General features: G+C 63.8%; 13 protein-coding genes and 1 pseudogene. 7 read left to right on the top strand and 7 right to left on the bottom strand.

The genetic code is table 11. The features are described 5' to 3' along the window. Positions 1-2: 2 nt before the first annotated feature. The 5 genes and pseudogenes from nuoH to ACYQ00_RS08005 form a co-directional block, all read right to left on the bottom strand. The gene (gene nuoH, locus ACYQ00_RS08025) at positions 3-986 is read right to left on the bottom strand and encodes an NADH-quinone oxidoreductase subunit NuoH (protein WP_460032498.1); all 984 of its coding nucleotides are present in this window, start codon (positions 984-986) and stop codon (positions 3-5) included. Continuing rightward, on the bottom strand, positions 986-2158 hold the full coding sequence (locus ACYQ00_RS08020) for an NADH-quinone oxidoreductase subunit D (protein WP_460032497.1): 1173 nt from the start codon (positions 2156-2158) through the stop codon (positions 986-988). The genes nuoH and ACYQ00_RS08020 overlap by 1 nt, the downstream gene beginning before the upstream one ends. 150 nt (positions 2159-2308) lie before the next feature. Further along, positions 2309-2707 (bottom strand): annotated as a pseudogene (locus ACYQ00_RS08015) (NADH-quinone oxidoreductase subunit C); the annotation flags it as partial. Then, positions 2700-3263, bottom strand: a complete 564-nt coding sequence (locus ACYQ00_RS08010) for an NADH-quinone oxidoreductase subunit B (RefSeq protein ID WP_460032496.1) — start codon at positions 3261-3263, stop codon at positions 2700-2702. The pseudogene ACYQ00_RS08015 and the gene ACYQ00_RS08010, both read right to left, overlap by 8 nt. Before the next feature lie 41 nt (positions 3264-3304). Then, a complete protein-coding gene (locus ACYQ00_RS08005; RefSeq protein ID WP_460031614.1) occupies positions 3305-3682 on the bottom strand; it encodes an NADH-quinone oxidoreductase subunit A in 378 nt (125 codons plus the stop codon). Positions 3683-3991: 309 nt separating this feature from the next. Between ACYQ00_RS08005 and ACYQ00_RS08000 the strand changes: the two genes are divergently transcribed. Then, positions 3992-6088: a molybdopterin-dependent oxidoreductase gene (locus ACYQ00_RS08000; RefSeq protein WP_460031613.1), complete on the top strand. Its 2097-nt coding sequence runs from the start codon at positions 3992-3994 to the stop codon at positions 6086-6088. A gap of 175 nt (positions 6089-6263) precedes the next feature. On the opposite strand, the gene ACYQ00_RS07995 is transcribed toward ACYQ00_RS08000, so the two are convergent. Continuing rightward, positions 6264-7883 carry an FmdE family protein gene (locus tag ACYQ00_RS07995; RefSeq protein WP_460031612.1) on the bottom strand — a complete coding sequence of 540 codons (1620 nt, stop codon included), beginning with the start codon at positions 7881-7883 and terminating at the stop codon, positions 6264-6266. 132 nt (positions 7884-8015) lie between these two features. On the opposite strand from ACYQ00_RS07995, the gene ACYQ00_RS07990 reads away from it, so the two are divergent. The 5 genes from ACYQ00_RS07990 (at position 8016) to ACYQ00_RS07970 (ending at position 14070) form a co-directional block, all read left to right on the top strand. Beyond that, positions 8016-9488 (top strand): NAD(P)/FAD-dependent oxidoreductase, encoded by a 1473-nt coding sequence (locus tag ACYQ00_RS07990; RefSeq protein WP_460031611.1) that lies wholly within the window; start codon positions 8016-8018, stop codon positions 9486-9488. A 12-nt stretch (positions 9489-9500) separates the two neighbouring features. Then, positions 9501-10805: an FAD-dependent oxidoreductase gene (locus ACYQ00_RS07985; RefSeq protein WP_460031610.1), complete on the top strand. Its 1305-nt coding sequence runs from the start codon at positions 9501-9503 to the stop codon at positions 10803-10805. Positions 10806-10829: 24 nt separating this feature from the next. Beyond that, positions 10830-11624 (top strand): class I SAM-dependent methyltransferase, encoded by a 795-nt coding sequence (locus tag ACYQ00_RS07980; RefSeq protein ID WP_460031609.1) that lies wholly within the window; start codon positions 10830-10832, stop codon positions 11622-11624. Positions 11625-11901: 277 nt separating this feature from the next. Further along, positions 11902-13641, top strand: coding sequence for a YeiH family protein (locus ACYQ00_RS07975; RefSeq protein WP_460032495.1), 1740 nt, complete (start codon positions 11902-11904; stop codon positions 13639-13641). Between the two features lie 84 nt (positions 13642-13725). Next, on the top strand, positions 13726-14070 hold the full coding sequence (locus ACYQ00_RS07970) for a hypothetical protein (RefSeq protein WP_460031608.1): 345 nt from the start codon (positions 13726-13728) through the stop codon (positions 14068-14070). A gap of 59 nt (positions 14071-14129) precedes the next feature. Here the strand turns inward: ACYQ00_RS07970 and ACYQ00_RS07965 are convergent, their stop codons facing one another. Beyond that, positions 14130-14957 carry a dienelactone hydrolase family protein gene (locus ACYQ00_RS07965; protein WP_460031607.1) on the bottom strand — a complete coding sequence of 276 codons (828 nt, stop codon included), beginning with the start codon at positions 14955-14957 and terminating at the stop codon, positions 14130-14132. Positions 14958-15118: 161 nt separating this feature from the next. Between ACYQ00_RS07965 and ACYQ00_RS07960 the strand changes: the two genes are divergently transcribed. Next, the gene (locus ACYQ00_RS07960; RefSeq protein ID WP_460031606.1) at positions 15119-17233 is read left to right on the top strand and encodes a two-component system sensor histidine kinase NtrB; all 2115 of its coding nucleotides are present in this window, start codon (positions 15119-15121) and stop codon (positions 17231-17233) included. Positions 17234-17395 lie beyond the last annotated feature (162 nt).

Raw genomic sequence — 17395 nt, 5'->3', positions numbered from 1 at the left:
GATCACACCACCGCCAATGCCACGAACGTGGCCAAAAGATTCAACAACGCCAGGGGGATGAGCCACTTCCAACACAGGTTGAGAATCTGGTCGAAGCGCACGCGCGGATACGTCCAGCGGATCCACATCATCACCAGCAGCCAGGCGTAAATCTTGAGCAGGAACCACCAGACGCCATCCACCAGCGGGCCTTTCCAGCCGCCCAGAAAGAGCGTTGCCCCCACGGCGCTGACCACGATCATTTCCGCATATTCCGCCAGGAAGAACAGGCCGAAGCCCATGCCGGGATATTCCGTGTGGAAGCCGGCGGTCAGCTCGCTTTCGGCTTCGGGCAGGTCAAAGGGCGCGCGGTTGGTCTCGGCCACGCTGCAGACAAAATAGATGAAGAAAGCCACAGGCTGCAGCACCATGTTCCACTGCCAGGGCCAGCTGCCCTGCTGGGCCACGATCTCGCCCAGGTGCAGCGTGCCGGCCATGGCCGCGATGGCCAACACGGCCAGAAGCAGCGGAATTTCATAGGCCACGCTCTGGGCCACGGCGCGTGCTGCGCCCAGGAGCGCCCATTTGTTGTTCGAGCCCCAGCCGGCCATGCACAGGGCCACCACGTTCAGCCCGGCAAAGGCCAGGATCAGCAGCAGGCCCAGGTTCATGTCCAGGCCGTAGAGTCCGGGACCGAATTCGATGGGCAAAAAGAGCAGGAACACCGGCATGAACGACACCACCGGCGCACCCCAGAAGAGGAGCCAGTCCGCTCCCTTGGGTGTGATCAGCTGTTTGCCCACCAGCTTGAGGGCGTCGGCCACAGCCTGCAGAATGCCATGCGGGCCGACTTCAAAAGGGCCGGGCCGCCGCTGGATGTGCCCGGCGACCTTTCGTTCCAGATAGACCAGCAGCATGCCGTTGAGGCCGACAAACGCCGCCAGCGCCGCCAAAGCCACCACCAGACGCACGAGCGCGCCGGGAATTTGCAGATCGGCGAGGGCCATCATCGGTCAATCTCCGGGATCACAAGGTCCAGGCTCCCCAGGGTGGACACGGCGTCCGCCAGGAGTGTCCCACGGGAGACCTCCGCAAAGCACGACAGGTTCGAGAAGCACGGCGAGCGCAGGCGCATGCGGTACGGCGTCTTGCCACCGTCGCTGATGACCTCCACGGCCACCAGCCCGCGCGCCGCCTCCACCATGGCCCGGGCCGAACCCTTGGGCAGGGTGAAGTCCTGTTTGGGGGCTTTGGCATGGAGGTGCCCGCCCTCGGCGCCGGGGATGCGTTCCAATACTTGTTTAATGATTCTGGCGCTTTCCACCATCTCCTCCATACGCACCAGGTAGCGGGCCAGGGCGTCGCCCTCGGTACGGGTGGGGATGTTGAAGTCCAGCTCGGAATACAGCGAGTATGGCCAGGCGCGGCGGACGTCGAAGGCCAGGCCCGAGCCGCGGATCACCGGGCCGGTGCAGCCGTAGCGGCGGCAGACGTCCAGGTCCATCTCGCCCACCCCTTCCACGCGCTTTCTGAGAATGACGTTCTCGGTGACGAGATCCTTGTACATGGCCAGGCGGGCGTCGAAGCCGTCGATGAATTCCTTCACCCCTTCATAAAAGCCCGGCATGGGCTCGTGGGAAACGCCGCCAAAGCGATGGTAACAGTAGGTCAGGCGCGAACCTGTGGCCAGTTGCAACAGATCCATGATGGTTTCGCGGTCGTCAAAGCCGTACATGATGGGCGTGAAGGCCCCCAGGTCCAGCAGATAGGCTCCCCACCACAGCAGGTGCGAGCTGATACGGTTCAGTTCCACCGTGAGGATGCGCAACAACTCGGCCCGTTCGGGAACCTCGATGCCGGCCAGCTTTTCCACGGCCAGGACCAGGGCGTGGTTCCAGCCCAGGGCGTGCAGATAGTCCACACGACCCATATTCGGCAGGAACTGCCCGGCCTTGCGGTTCTGGCCCATGAGCTCGTGCATGCGGTGGATGTACCCCAGCACCGGCTCAGCGCGGGCGATGTATTCGCCATCCAGCTCCAGGATGACCCGCAATACGCCATGGGTGGAGGGGTGCTGCGGACCCATATTAAGGATGAGCCGGTCCGGCTCACCCGTGGCCTGGAAATGCCGGGTGTAATAATCCCCCGGCGCGTCAGGCGTGGTGGCTTCGGGCGGCAGGCCTTCGGTGAAGACCTTGGCCAGGGGCGGCGGAGCTGGCACCTCGCCCTCCCAGCCGATGAGCGGCAGGGCCGAGGGCGCGCCGACCACTCCGGAATACTCCATGATGCCGAAGATGGAGCTGCGCTTGTCTTCCGGGCGGGAAAGGGGCGTCTCGTCCGCCTGTTCCGGGGCCAGCAGCAGTGGCAGGGGGGTGCCATGGCCGACGAAAGTCACGGGGAAGAAGTCCATGGCCTCGCGCTCGTGCCAGTCCGCGCCCTGGAAGATGTGGGAGACGGTGGGGAACGCGGCCTTGCCATCGCCATTGACGCCGGCCAGGGCATGGAGCGTCACGCGTTCCATGGTCTCGGGGTTGCTCAGGTGATAGACCGCCTCACAGCCTTCGGCATATTCGGAGACGGTGACGTCTTCCAGCAGCTGGCCGTCGGCCTTGAGCCGGCACATGGCCGCAGGCAGGGCCGAAGGCTCCAGAAACACCTGCCGCCCACCGCAGGGCCAGTCTACCAACCGGGGAGATTCCGCAAGGGCTTCAAGCACTTGTTCACGCATGGCCGCCCTGCTCCTGTTCCGCTGCGGGTTGTGCGGCGGCCGGGGTTACCGCTGCCGCAGCTCCTGGCGCCACACCTTCCACCACCTCCAGGCCTTCGGGCACCGGCCACCAGCGTCGGCCGGTGATCTTGTGCTGCAGTTGGAAGAGGCCTTCGAGCAGTCCCTCGGGACGCGGGGGACAGCCCGGCACGTACACGTCCACAGGCACGAGCTGGTCCACGCCTTCCACGATGCCATATTGCCCCTTGAAGGAGAACGGCCCGCCGGAGATGGCGCAGTTGCCCAAGGCCATCACCCACTTGGGCGAGGGCATCTGCTCGTAGAGCCGGACCAGGGCCGGGGCCATCTTTTTGGAGACCGTGCCAGCCACAATCATCAGGTCCGACTGCCGCGGCGAGGGGCGGAAGACTTCCGCGCCAAAGCGGGAAATATCGAAGCGGGCCATGCCCACGGCCATCATCTCAATGGCACAGCAGGCCAGACCAAACGTCATGGGCCACAGACTCATGGCCCGGCACAGGTCGGTGATCTGCTTGACCGGTCCGACCTCCAGCACGCCAGGGGCCTGGGCTGTCTCGGCCGGCTTGAGCCAGGAATCTAGGCGATCTTTTTCGGCCACGTGAAGACCCCCTTCCTCCAGAAATACAGGACGCCAAGCCCAAGCGCGACCAGGAAGATACACACCTTCACCAGCGCCACCACCCCTGCCTCGGCCACATACGCCGTGGCCACGGGAAAGAGGTAGAGAACGTCCACGTCAAAGGCCAGGAATAACAACGCATAGAAATAATAGTTGATCCCGAAGCGAATCCAGGGCGAGCCGTGCGGGGGCATGCCGCACTCATACGGCATACGCAAATCCCCGCCTGATGCCCTGGGAGCCAGTAGCACCGACCCCGCCAGAGGTGCCCCGGCAAAGGCAACACCCAATCCCAGCGCGGCCAGAATGGCGATGTTCAACCATGTGAAGACCATGCGCCGTCCCCTTTCTTTAGGTCATGTTCGTCTCGTCACGCGCCCAGACGCCTACCTATTCCCTATGATTGCAAAACACCTTTGTAGACAAAATGTCAAGAAATCACGCGTTTGTTCATTATTTCCCATGTTCTTTCTTTCCGATTTCAAAACAACCCCCGCAAGTTAGTCTTTTCGTGTCCATTATTTCACAAAGCCCTGGCTTTTCTTGCCTCCTGATCGTACATCCTGATACGAACACGTATACTTCAATGACCCTCATGCGGGCGGCGCTACCGCCTGTCCCGGGCACCCCCAGAGGACAAACTCATGGCCAGAAAAGATGTTTACAGCCTGTGCGGCATGTGCACCGTGCGCTGTCCGATCATGGTGGAAGTGGAGGACGGCGCAGTGCGCTTCATCCAAGGCAACCCCAAGGACGCCGGCATGCGAGGCGCCCTGTGCCCCCGCGGGGCGGCAGGCTACGCGCTGACGCAGGACAGCGAACGCCCCCAGTACCCAATGATCCGTGAAGGCGCACGCGGTGAAGGCAAGTGGCGCCGCGTCACATGGGACGAAGCCTTTGCCCATGTGGCGGAAAAGCTCAAGGCCATCATGGCGGAGCATGGTCCGCAGAGTGTCCTGTGGTCTGACCGCGGCGGCCCTTTTGTCGATCTCCATCAGGCCTTCATGCGTGGAATCGGGTCACCAAACTACTGCAATCATGATTCTTCCTGCGCCCGCAACGTCCAGCACGCCGCGCTTTCCGTTGCCGGTTCCGGACGCAAGGACTTTATTTACGACTACAAAAACGCCAAGCACATCGTGCTGCAGACGCGCAACATCCTGGAAGCCATCAACGTCAAGGAAGTCAATGGCGTGCTGGATTCCCTGGACGCCGGCGGCCAGCTTTCCGTCATTGACATCCGCGCCACGGTGTCTGCATCCAAGGCCCACAACTTCTTCATGATCCGCCCCGGCACGGACTATGCCTTCAACCTGGCCGTGCTGAATGAGCTCATCGCCTCCAAGCAGTACAATGCGGCGTATGTGGATCGGCATGTGAACAATTTCGAGGCGCTGCGCGCGTTTGTCGAGCCGTACACGCCGGAATGGGCCGAGGGTGAAACCGGCGTCAGCGCTGCCGCCCTGCGCAAATTCGTCAAGCAGCTGGTGCAGGCTGCGCCGGCGGTCATCTGGCACCCTGGCTGGATGGTCGCCCGCTATTCGGACTCGTTTTACGTCTCCCGCACAGCGTATTTCATTAACGCCCTGCTCGGCTCCATCGGCGCCAAGGGCGGCCTGGCCATCACCAACACGCCCAAAGACGTTGGCCGCAAGGGACTGAAGAAGTTCGTGGACCTCTTTGAAAAGCCGGCCATTCCCCGCGCCGATGGCGCCGGCTCCGTGCTCAAGCACATCGACGCCGGCCCGGGCCTGATCCACAAGGCGTACGAGGCCATGGTTTCCGGGCAGCCCTACCCGGTCAAGGCCTATATCATTCACCGCCACGACCCGCTCATGGCCCTGCCCGACCCCGACGCCATGCGCCGTGCCTGGGACAACCTGGACCTGATTGTGGCCAATACCTTCTCCTGGTCCGACTCGGCCTGGTATGCGGACGTTATCCTGCCCATCTCGCCATACCTGGAACGCGATTCCATTATTGCCGGCGGGTCTGGCCTCAAGCCGACCATCTTCTACCGGGCCCGGGCCATTGAACCGCGCTACGACACCAAGGCCGACTGGGAAATCATCTGCGGGCTGGCCAAGGCCCTTGGCATTGAAAAGCTGGCCTTCGATTCCCTGGAAGCGCTGCACGACTATCAGCTGCAGGATACCGGCGTCACCCGCGAGGACTTTGCCAGGAGCGGCCAGGTGGCCCTGGCCGACAAGCCGCATTATAAGGACATGGCCGAGTTCAAGTTCAAGACGCCCTCGGGCAAGCTGGAAGTCATCAATGAGAAGTGGGAAGGCATGGGCCTGCCCTCCCTCAAGCCGTATGTCTCGCCGGCCAAGCCTGCGGGAGACAATGCCTTCCGCATTGCCTTTGGTCGCTGCGCCCTGCACACCCAGGGGCATACGGTGAACAACTCCTTGCTTTCCCAGAAGATGTCCGAAAATACCATCTGGCTGAATACCGCCAGGGCCAAGGAACTGGGCGTGAAGGATGGCGACACGGTGCGCATCCAGGGCGGGAATGGCAAGAAGGTTGAGGGCACGACCAAAGCCTTTGTCACCGACTTCATCCACCCCGAGGCTGCGTTCATGATCCACGGGTTTGGCCACAAGCTGCCCCCCGAATCCCGGGCCTTTGGCAAGGGGGTGGCCGACCAGGAATTCATGATCGGCGGCCTGAAGATTGAAGACCCCGCCGGCGGCGGCGTCGCCATGCAGGAGCACTTCATCACCGTGCAGAAGGCGTAACGGCGGAAAAAGAAGAGACAGCTGAGAGCGCCGGGGGAACTCAGTGCCCCCGGCACTCCTTCAAATAGGCAAGGCCCCGCTGGCTGGTGCGTGCACCGGGCAGCGGGGCCTTCACTATAAAGGGGGCCGGGGGGGGGGGAATTATTCCCCCTGGCTTTTCTTCGCTGTTGCGTCTCTATTTCCCAAACGGGCACTTCGGGAAGGTGCAGGTCCGGCACTGGAGGCAGAAGCCGCCCTCGGCCATGCGGGCAAGGTCGGCGCGGGTGGGGGGCAGGCCGGCAAGGAGGCGGGGCAGCAGGAGATCCACGGCCGTGGTTTTGGCGTGCAGGGCGCAGGCAGGCACGCCCATGACCTGCACCGTACCGATGCGGCCGATGAGAATCATGTTGCCGGGAACCACGGGCGCGCCGTACAGGGCATCGGTCAGGCCGGCGTCAAGCAGGCCGTGCCGGGTCACGTCGTCGGGATCCACGGAGAGGCCGGCGGTGGTCAGGAGCAGGTCAATGCCGGCATCCAGCAGTTCGCGCACCCCGTCGGCAATGGCCTGGCGGTCATCGGGGACAATGCGCGAGGCGACGACCGAGCCGCCCAGGGCTTCCATTTTATGAGTCAGCAGGGGCGCGAATTTGTCCTGGACCAGCCCCTGGAAGACCTCGGAGCCAGTCACCAGCACGCCAGCCTTGGCGGCGCGCAAAGGATGCACGGCAAAGACCGGCCCTTCATCGATGGTGGCCAGGGCGCGGGCCACGTTTTCCTTGGTCAGGTACAGGGGGATGGCCCGGCAGGCGGCAAAGGGCTTGCCGGCTTCCACCAGGGTGCCTTGCTGGCGAGAGGCGCAGGCCACGTTGGGAATGGTATTGAACCGCTCCAGGGCGGCAACATCAATGGTCAGCAATCCTGGAATGGTGGCGGACAGGTTGATCTTGCCTTCACAGGGCGCGGCCGCGGGGGCGACATTCTCACCGGCCAGGGCAGTGGCAAAGGTCATGGCGGCCACGTCCTCGTGGACAAAGCCTTCCAACTGCTCAATCTGTTCCTGCAGATAGATGTTGCGCCGGCCCATGCGTTGCAGGCGGCAGACGTCTTCCAGGCCGATCACCTGCCCCGCCTGCACCGCCGGTCCCTTGGAACTGCCGGGGATGACCTCGGTCATGTCGTGCAGGGCGGTCTTGCCCACAGCTTCCTCCACGGGAACGGCCTTCAGTTCCGGCGCAGGGGCGATGATGGAGGCCATTTCCCAGAGAGCCTCTCCCTGGCAGCCACGGCAGACGGCGCCGTCGTGCATCGGATACGGCTCGCGGCAGACAGGACAGACCCCCACCGGGCCCATGTGCTTGTGGCCACGCAGGCGTTCGGGAATACAGATCCGCTGGGCCGAGCAGATGGTGTGCCCGGCTGCTTCGATTTCGCCGAACAGCGCGTCGGAATCCTGCTCGCGCTTGGGTTTGGTTTTGAAAAGCCAGCTGTGGATGTTGGGCCAGGCGGCAAGCTTGTCCGCGTCCAGATAGACCCGCCAGCCCTCGCCGGTGTATTTGTCATAGAGGGACACGGCATAGCGGCCGAGATTGAGCACCTGCATCCAGCCGTTGCCAACGCTGCAGAGAGTCAGGAGCTGGACGGCGTCGGGCAGACATTTGGGTGATTCCACCAATGCATCGAAGATGGTCCCTTCGGGAAGCAAGGATTTGTTCCAGGCCACCATGTATCCGCCAATGAGCAGGCCGGGGGCAGGATAGCCATGGAAGGCGGCAGCCTTTTCCTTGAACTCCTGGAAGGTGTATTGTTCGATTTTCATTGCGCCCCCTTGGGGTTTATTTGGAGAGCGCACCTTACCCGCCGGCGGCCAGCTTGACAAGACGCGCACCGCTACGGCAGGGTTTGATACTTTCGGCCACACCGCCTTCTCCTGTAACGCCAGTGTATTTCCATGAAAAAACCAGTCATCCATGACGCTGTGGTCATAGGCGCCGGCGCCACCGGCGTTGCCGTGGGCAGGGCCCTGACCCTGATCGGCATGGACGTTTGCGTGGCCGAGGCCGGGGCGGACATTCTGGCCGGCGGCGCCAGCAAAGGTGACCCCGGCATCCTGCGCAGCGGCTTTGATCTGCCCGCGGACAGCCCGGCGCTGGCCTGCCTGCGCCGCGGCCGCGAGACCTTTGCCGCCATCAAGGACAAATTCGGCCTGCCGCTTCTCCCCACCAGAGCCCTCATGCCGGCCTATTCCCGGGAGCAGGAGGCCCTGCTGCCGGCGCTGCTGGAAAGGGCCCGGACTGCCGGCACTGCGGCATCACTCCTGGACGGCCCCACCGTGCAGGCCCTGGAACCGGGTCTTGCGCCCGGCATCCTGGCGGCGTTGCTGGTGGAGGACGAGGCAGTGATCGACCCCTGGTCCACCCCCCTGGCTTTGGCCTGGCAGGCCGCGCTGCATGGGGCGGAATTCCGGTTTCTCACCACGGTGAAGCAGCTGGTGCGCGAGGATGGCGTGTGGATTCTGCACACCTCCCGCGGCACCCTGCGCGGCCGGGTGGTCATCAACTGCGCCGGCATGCAGGCCGATGTGCTGGATGCGTTGCGACTGCAGGCCGCCGCGCCCGAAGCGCCAGCGGACGAAGGGGCTGCCGCCGAATCCCGCCCGCAGACGTCGTCTTCCTTTTCCCTGGCCGCGCGCAAGGAACAGTACCTGTGTTTTGCCAAGAACGCCGCCCGGCTGCTCGGGCACATCATCCTCCCCTGCCCCGGCTCGGGCGATGTGGCGCTGTTCCCGTCCGTATTCGGCAACGTCATGGCCGGTCCGTTCACGTCCACTGTCAAGGACCGGAGCAATGTGGAGACCGTGTCCCGGCAACTGGCCCGGCTGGAGCGCCTGGCCGTCTCCCGCCTGCCGGCCCTGGCCGGGGAGGAACTGCTGGCCTCCTACGCCCGCGTGCGGCCAGCCGGCAACGAGCAGGATCCACTGTTTGACGTGGACAAGGACGGCGGCTGGATGACCATTGCCCGCACAGCCGCCCTGGGAATGGCCGGAGCCCTGGGCGCGGCGGCCATGGCCGTGGAGGCCTTTGCCCGGGAATTCAAGCCGGCCCGGCCGCTGGCCAACCCGCAATGGCCGGCCCTGCCCATGCTGGCCGGGCACCTGCCGCGCCCCTGGCAGCAGCGCACGCCTGGGGACATCGTCTGCCACTGCGAACGCGTGACCCAGGCCGAGATTGAAGCAACCTTCACCTCCCCCCTGCCCCCGGGCGATCTGCAAGGCCTCAAACGCCGCACCCGGGCCGGCATGGGACTGTGCCAGGGTGACGGCTGCGCCCACGTGACCGCCCTGCTCGCCGGGCTGGCCAAGCCTCCCCTGCGGGTCAAACCGCCCTACGAATCCCTGGACACCTCCGAGCGCAAGAAGGGATAAGGCACTACCATCATGGCAAAAAAGAAGCGAATCCGCTTTCCGGCCAAGCCCTCGCGCTATGAGTTCGACGTGGCCATCATTGGCGGTGGCGTGTCCGGCCTGGCCGCTGCCGCCCAGCTCTCCCGCGTGGCCGAGCTGGAGGTGGTGGTGCTGGAAAAGGAGGTCGAACCCGGCGGCGCCCCCCAGCACATCGACAATTATTCGTTCGGCTGGCGGGAATACAAGCGCCCCATGCAGGGGCCGACCTATGCCAAAAAGATGCTCGCCGGCGCCAAGCGCACGGAGATTCTCGGCGGCGTGCAGGCGCTTTCCATCGAGCGGGATGGTGCAGACCATGCGGTAATCCAGGTCGTGGGGCCACAGGGCTCCTTTGCGGTCAAGGCCCGGCGGGTGCTGCTGGCCACGGGAGCCTGGGAGTCCTCGCAGTTTTCGCGCCGCCTGGCCGGCTCGCGGCCGCTGGGAATCATGACCTCCGGGGCGCTGCTGCGGCACATGGCCCTGACCAGGGTGCTGCCCTTTTCCCGGCCGGTGATGCTTGGTTCGGAGTGGGTTTCCCTGGCCTCCATCGTCACCATGCACAAGGCCGGCATGGAGCCGCCCATTCTGGTGGATGAATGGCCGGCTCCGGCTGCACCAGCCATGGTCTTGAAAGGACTGTGCAAAAAATACGGCATGACCTTCCAGGCCGATACGCGGGTGGAGCGGATCATTGGCCGGAACAAGGTGGAGGCCGTGGTCCTGGAACATCAGGGCAAGCGCACCCTGCAGGTGTGCGACGGGGTGCTGCTCACCGGACGGTTCAAGCCCGAGGCCCCGTATCTGGCCGGCGGGTTTCTGGAGGTGGACGCCGGCTCCCGCGGCCCGGCCACGGACCAGTTCCACCGCGTGTACGAGGGAGACATGCCCACGCCGGTCTTTGCCTGCGGCAACCTGCTGGGCCTGGCCAAGAGTTCCTGGGTCTGTTCCAAGCAGGGCGAAACCGCGGCCACCCTGCTGGCCAGGGACATTGCCGGCGAGCTGGAAGCGGCGCCGGGGGTGCCGGTCCATATCTCTCCGCCTCTCAAATATGTCTGGCCCCAGCGGCATGTCTTTGAGCAGGGGGAACAATCACCCAAATTTTATGTGGATTTTCACAAACCGTGTTCCGGGGTGCTGGCCCTGCGCTCCGACGGCCGCAAGGTGGCAGACCGGTTTCTGCCCCAGGCCATCCCCGGCAAGCTGGAAGTGCTGGAGCCGCCACCGGCCATGCTGCCCGTCCTGCGGGCCGGCTCCAGGCTGACCGTGACCCTGGAACATCCAGACGACGGGCCGTTCTGATCCTCCTTCGCGGAGTGTCTGCCTATGTACCTGCAGCACCTGTGGCAGCGGCTGCTGGGGAAGTTGCGGTCCAGCCAGGCTATCACCCCGGCCCACGGGCACGATTATGCCGCCATCGCCGCCCAGGAGGCAGTGCGGCTGCAGGATGTGCGAGGCCGCACGGTGCTGGTGGCCGGCTGTGGCGACGGGCGCGAATGCGGTCTGTTTCTCCAGGCCGGCGCTGCGGTGGTGCATGGGGTGGATCCTTCCGCCCGGCTCGGCAGGGCCTTCCGGCATCCACGCGTGCGCTATCATCAGATCGGCATTGAGGCATCAGAGGCAACGGACCTGCCCCCGTGCGACCTGGTGTTCAGCCACGCCACCCTGGAACATGTGGCCGACCTGGAAGGCGCCTTCGCGGGGCTGTACCGCGCAGTGCGGCCCGGTGGGTTGCTGCACGTAACCTCCGGGCCGCTGTGGCATTCCCGGTACGGGCATCACAAGGCCAATCTGTTCCAGAGCTTCCCCTGGATTCACCTGTGCCTCTCCCAGGATGAGATTCTCGACTGGTTCCTGCGGCACACCCAGGACAGCATGCCCCAGGATCTGGAGGCAATGGACGCCCACATTGCGGAAATGTTTGACCCAACGCGGCTGAACATGCGCCCGGCCAGGGAGTATCTGCGTCTTGCCGCCACCTTGCCGGCCCGCGCTCTCGTGAATGCTCTGGTACTTGACGATGCCTCGCTCCTGACACCAGCCATTCGGGCCCAGCTGGCCCGGCCCTATGATGCCCTGGAATTGCTGGCGGTGAACCATCGATTCATCGCCAGAAGATAGCTGCCTATTTATTGCAACGACAACCGCATCACCACTTCGGAGCCCCTTTTCAGGAGTACTCCGCGCTGCTTGCAGGTTTTTCCACGTCCGTGGTAGGTTATCTGCCATTCCAGGCATTTTTTTTGTTGAAGAGCTGCGCTTTTTTTGCTTTGCTCACATTGCTGTCTTGTTCGTTTTTTCCCAAGGGTTGCAGGATACTGTTGCAGTGGCAACCACATTATCACCACCTTCCATACTCGAGGAGGACCCCATGGCCGAAAATCCACAACGCAACCCGATGCCACCCGCTGACAGCGATGTGGTCGTCGACCAAGCAAAATCGAGCTGGTCTGATCTCTGGAAGAAGGAAGACTACTGGGCCATCTGGCTTGCGTTTTCCTTGCTTGCCGCCGGTCTGATCCTGTTCCGCGGAACCACGCCGGAGAACATGGAGGCCACCTTCGACAAGAACAACGCCATCATGGCTGCCGAAGCGCAGCGGGCGCCGTTCAAGACTGTTGAGTGGCATCAGGCCAACGACGCCAAGGCCAAGGTCAAGGGCACGGATCTCCCCTTTGCCAAAAGCATCGCCAGCTTCCTGGCCACGCCCGGCAGCTGGACTTCAAATCCCCTGGACAGCCTGATGCAGTCCAAGGAGATTGCAGACCAGAAGAACGCCAAGGCCATGCCCAACTTTGAAGGAGCCAAGGCCAAGGAAACGGAGATGCTGGAAAAGGCCAAGGCTGCGCAGCAGGCTGCGGCCGAAGCCCAGTTCAAGGATGCCACCCTCAACAGCGCCGCCAAGGCCAGCATCGACGACTGGCGCAAGTCCGCCAAGGTGGCCTCCAGCGCCAAGAGCAAGACCACGGCCAAGGCCTATAACCGAATTCCAAATCTCATCGGGCTATGTATTGCGCTGGGGATTTTCTTTTCCATCGGCATGGCCTTCATGGGAGTGAGCCCGCCCAAGTTCCTTCCCGGTTTTGTGTGCATCTTTGCCATCGCCTGCCTGGCCTACATCATTGCCGGTCAGGCCACCATCAAGCACTATGGGATTGAGTATGCCGCCTGGGCCGTGCTGCTGGGCCTGATCATCTCCAACACCGTGGGCACGCCCAAGTTCATCATGCCGGCAGTGCAGACCGAATATTACATCAAGACCGGCCTGGTACTGCTGGGCGCGGAAGTGCTCTTCAACAAGATCGTGGCCATCGGCATTCCGGGCATTTTCGTGGCCTGGGTGGTCACCCCCATCGTCCTCATCGCCACCTTCATCTTTGGTCAGAAGATACTGAAGATTCCCTCCAAGACCCTGAACATGGTCATCTCCGCGGACATGTCCGTGTGCGGCGTCTCTGCCGCCATCGCCACGGCAGCCGCCTGCCGGGCCAAGAAGGAAGAGCTGACCCTTTCCATCGGCATTTCCCTGGTGTTCACGGCCATCATGATGGTGGTCATGCCCATGGTCATCAAGGCCACGGGCATGCCACACGTGCTGGGCGGGGCCTGGATGGGCGGGACCATCGACTCCACCGGCGCCGTGGCTGCAGCCGGGGCCTTCCTTTCCGAGCAGGCCCTGTACGCCGCCGCCACCATCAAGATGATCCAGAACGTGCTCATCGGCGTCACGGCCTTTGGGGTGGCTGTGTACTGGTGCACGCGTGTGGACTGCATTCCCGGCCACAAGGTGAACCTCTGGGAAATCTGGCACCGCTTCCCCAAGTTCGTGCTGGGCTTCCTCACGGCGTCCATCGTGTTTTCGCTGATCTTTTCCGCGCTGGGGCCGGATGTGGCCAACGCCACCATCGACCATGGCGTGCTGCGCGGTCTGACCAGCCATGTCCGCGGCTGGGCCTTCTGTCTGGCCTTTGTCTCCATCGGCCTGGCCACGAACTTCCGTGAGCTGGCGCACTATTTCAAGGGCGGCAAGCCGGTGATTCTGTACGTGTGCGGGCAGAGCTTCAACCTGGCCCTGACGCTGTTCATGGCCTGGCTGATGTTCTACGTCGTCTTCCCGGACATCACGGCCAGCATCTAACGTCCACTCACAGTCTCGGGGCGTGGCGGACGGTCTTGCCGCGCTCCGGGCTGTTCCTGTTGTTGCTGAACAAGGAGAGAAGACATGGAACAGGCGCACCGCCTTGCCACCGCGCCGGCAGAAGCATCCCTGCCGAATGCATCCGGGCCAAGAGCATCCGGCTCCCCCGCACATCAAGGCCCGGGCCTTGTCGCCTGGCTCAGGCTGGTTGGCTGCCTTCTGGCCATCGTCCTGTTCATGTTCGTCGTGGGACCATGGCTGCGCCGGCAAATCCCGGAAGCCCAGGCCCTGGCAGACTTCATCGACAGCACGGGCATGCAGTCGAACATGATTTACTATACCGACGTGCCCGAAACCGCCTGGGCCGAGCAGAACGCCCGGGCCAGCATCAAATACCGTCCCGTCGGGCCGCAGCCGGATTCGCAATAGCGGCGCAAGGGAGCAGTCTGGAGGCGCCGCGCCGGCCCGGCTCGCAGCACCCGGAGCGGCTATTCCCCCAGCAGTTCCTCAAACAAGTCGAGCATGGCCTTCCAGGCCCGTTTGGCTGCCACGGCATTGTAGGCTGCCCCGCGGGAAGGGTCGTTCCCGGCGGCCGGATCCGTGAAGCTGTGCACGGCATGGGCCAGGAGCAGGGCCTGCCAGTCTGCGCCGGCAACTTCCATTTCATCCTTGAAGGCGAGCAGTTCGGCGTCTGGCACGTGCGGGTCCACGGCCCCGTGCAGCACAAGCACACTTGCTTTCACCGCGCCGGGTTCGGCCGGCAGCGAGGTGGCCAGCCCCCCGTGGAACGAGGCAACCCCCAGGAGCGGCATGCCGGCCCGGGCCATCTCCAGCACCGTGGTGCCACCAAAGCAGAAGCCCAGGGCCAGCACCCTGGCCGGGTCCACCCTGCCCGTGGCCAGGAGGGCCTTGAGTCCGGCCTCGGCCCGGCTGCGCATGAGGAGGCGATCTTCCCGGAAGGGTTTGGAAAGCGCCGCCGCCTCCTTGGCGTCCGCTGCGCGCACCTCCTTGCCATACATGTCCACGGCAAGCACCACGTACCCCAGCGCTGCCAGCCGGGTCACGGTCTTGCGGCTCTGCTCGTCCAGTCCCTTCCAGGCGTGCACCACAAGCACCCCGGGCATGGGGCCGGTGGCTTCGTTGTCATAGCCGAGCCAGCCTTCCAGCTGTACGTCGCCATGGGCATAGGCCAACGGCTCTTCGACCGTGGCGGCATGGCCGGTACCGGGCAGACCAAGCCACAGCAGGCTGCAGCACACTGCCAGCCGGACCAAGGCCCGCGCAGACTGCGCGAGCGCGGAGGGTTGCTGAGTCATGGGGTTCTCCTTTTTAGGCATTGCCATTCCCATACGGCACGAGGAAGGGCCGGGTCAATCTTGTCGCATTCCCCCCGCAACACCCTTGCGGCATGGGGCGACTTGATGAGATATGTAGCTGAACCGTTATCAGCATTCATCCGCCAAGGATGTCGTTATGCGTGTTGTGTTTGTTGGAAGTGCCTGCCGTGTCGAAAGATGAATCCCCCCCCTCGCCCTCGGCCCGTGCTGGGGACCGGGCCACCATCTCGCGCGGATTGGGCGTGAAAATTGGCGCGGTGGTTGTGCTGGTGGAGCTGGTTTCCTTTGCCCTGGTGGCGTTCTGGCAGCACGGCTACCTGGAGCGGCGCTACAATGCGCAGTTTCTGGAGCGCATTAACGCCGTCAGCGCGCTTATGGGGCAGGGGCTCCTGAGCGTGGAAAGTCTGGCCGCCCCGGGCACGTTGAGGGCCTTGCTCGGGGAAGAACCTGTCATGACCCTGGTGCTTGGCGCCGATGGCCACGTGTACAACGCCATGGAGCCAGAGCTGATCGGACGGAATTTCTCCTCCCTGCCCGGCGCGGATCCAGCCTGGCTTGCCGAGGCCCGCCGTGGTGCGGTCGTACGCACGGTGCAGGAGCATGCGGACCCTGATGGGCAGGGGGAGCCCCGGCTCATCTGCCTGGCCCCACTCCAGGCAGCCGGAGCGCATCCCCCCCTTTTTTATACGTTCCTCAAGCTGCGCATGGCCAACAGTTCCCTGGCGGCCAGCCAGATGGGCAAACTGTTCTTGCTTGGCGGCGGGCTGGGTGTTTTCCTCACCTCCTGCCTGCTGCTTCTGGTGCTGCATTTTCAGTTGTTTCTGCCCATTCGCAACACGGCCGAGGCCCTGCGGCGGCTCAAATCCGGCCAGCTGCACGCCCGCGTGGAAGGCCCGCTGCAGAATGACCAGCTCGGCGCCTTGCAGGCCGGACTCAACGCCATGGCCCGGTCGTTGGAGGAAACAGTGGATCGGCTGGTCAATGAAATCACCCACCGCATCCAGGCCGAGGAACAGCTGCGCCAGGGCAACGAAAGCCTGGAGTTGCGCGTGCAGTCCCGCACCCGCGAGCTTGAGGAACTCAATGCCCGCCTGAGCCGCGAAATGGCCATGCGCAACGTCACCGAAGCGGCTCTGCGGGATACCAACTGCCGCCTGCAGGGCGTGCTGGACAACTCTCCCACGGCCATTTTTGTGGTTGATGCACGGCACACTGTGGTGCTGCACAACGCCCGCTTTACCGCCTTGTACGGTCTGGTGGAGGAGAATGTGGAAGGCAGACGGGTGCAGACGCTGTTTGAGGAAATCGTCACCGAGAACATCCTGCGCACCTGCAACACCGTGCGCGCCACCGGCCTGCCGCAGACACAGGAAGAAACCCTGCCCCGGGAGGTCATCGGCGGGGAAGGCTACACCAGCCTGCTGACCACGAGCTTTCCGTTGCGCGACGCCTGGGGGCAGATCTGGGCGGCCTGTTTCATCGCCATGGACGTGACCCGGCACAAGCGCCTGGAAGCCGAGGCTGTCCGGGCGGGGCAACTGGCCAGCATTGGCGAGCTGGCTGCGGGGGTGGCGCATGAAATCAACAATCCAATCAATGGGATCATCAACTTTTCCCAACTGATGCTCGATGAGGTGACGCCTGCGCATCGTGAACTGCTGTCACTGATCATCAAACAGGCGGAACGAGTGGCCGCCATCGTCCGCAGCCTGCTGTCCTATTCCAGATCGGAACAGGAAGCCCTGGGACCGGTGAATCTGGAAGATCTCATCACCGACAGCCTTTCCCTGACCCGCTATCGCCTGGAGAAAGCCGGGGTGCGGGTGGAGGTGCTGATTGCCCCGGAACTGCCCCTGGCCCGGGGGCGCGCCAGGGAATTGCAGCAGGTGCTGCTGAATCTGCTTTCCAACGCCTCCCACGCCCTGCAGGAGCGAAGACGACAGGAACCGGAAGCCGCCCTGCGATGCAGCATCCGCGCCACATTTGCCGGACCTGACCGGGTGGCCCTGCAGGTGGAGGATACGGGCACCGGCATTGCGCCGGAAAGTTTGCAAAAGGTGATGCTGCCCTTTTTCACCACCAAGTCCAAGGAACACGGCACCGGCCTGGGCTTGTCCATCAGCCGGGCCATAGTGGAAGCGCACTGTGGGGAGCTGATGATCTCCAATCTCTCCAGCCAGCAGGAAGGCCCGGGCCGGGGAGTGCTGGCCCAGGCCACCCTGCCCGTCTGGCAGGGGCCGGTCGGGGCGTTTTGAGACCGGTTCGGACGGTTATTCCCAAATTTCAAGGACATTTTTCCAACATACGGCCTTGACAGCACGACCCGCCGGCGTGCTACGTAAGACGTAGTTTTTTGGCCGCGCACTCCTTGCCGTCGCCGTTGGTTTGCGCAATGCTCTCGGTTGATTGCAGAATCC

This window comes from Megalodesulfovibrio paquesii (genome assembly GCF_054653055.1).
The sequence above is the reverse complement of the archived record's forward strand: the minus strand, read 5'-3'. Positions and strand labels throughout refer to the sequence as shown.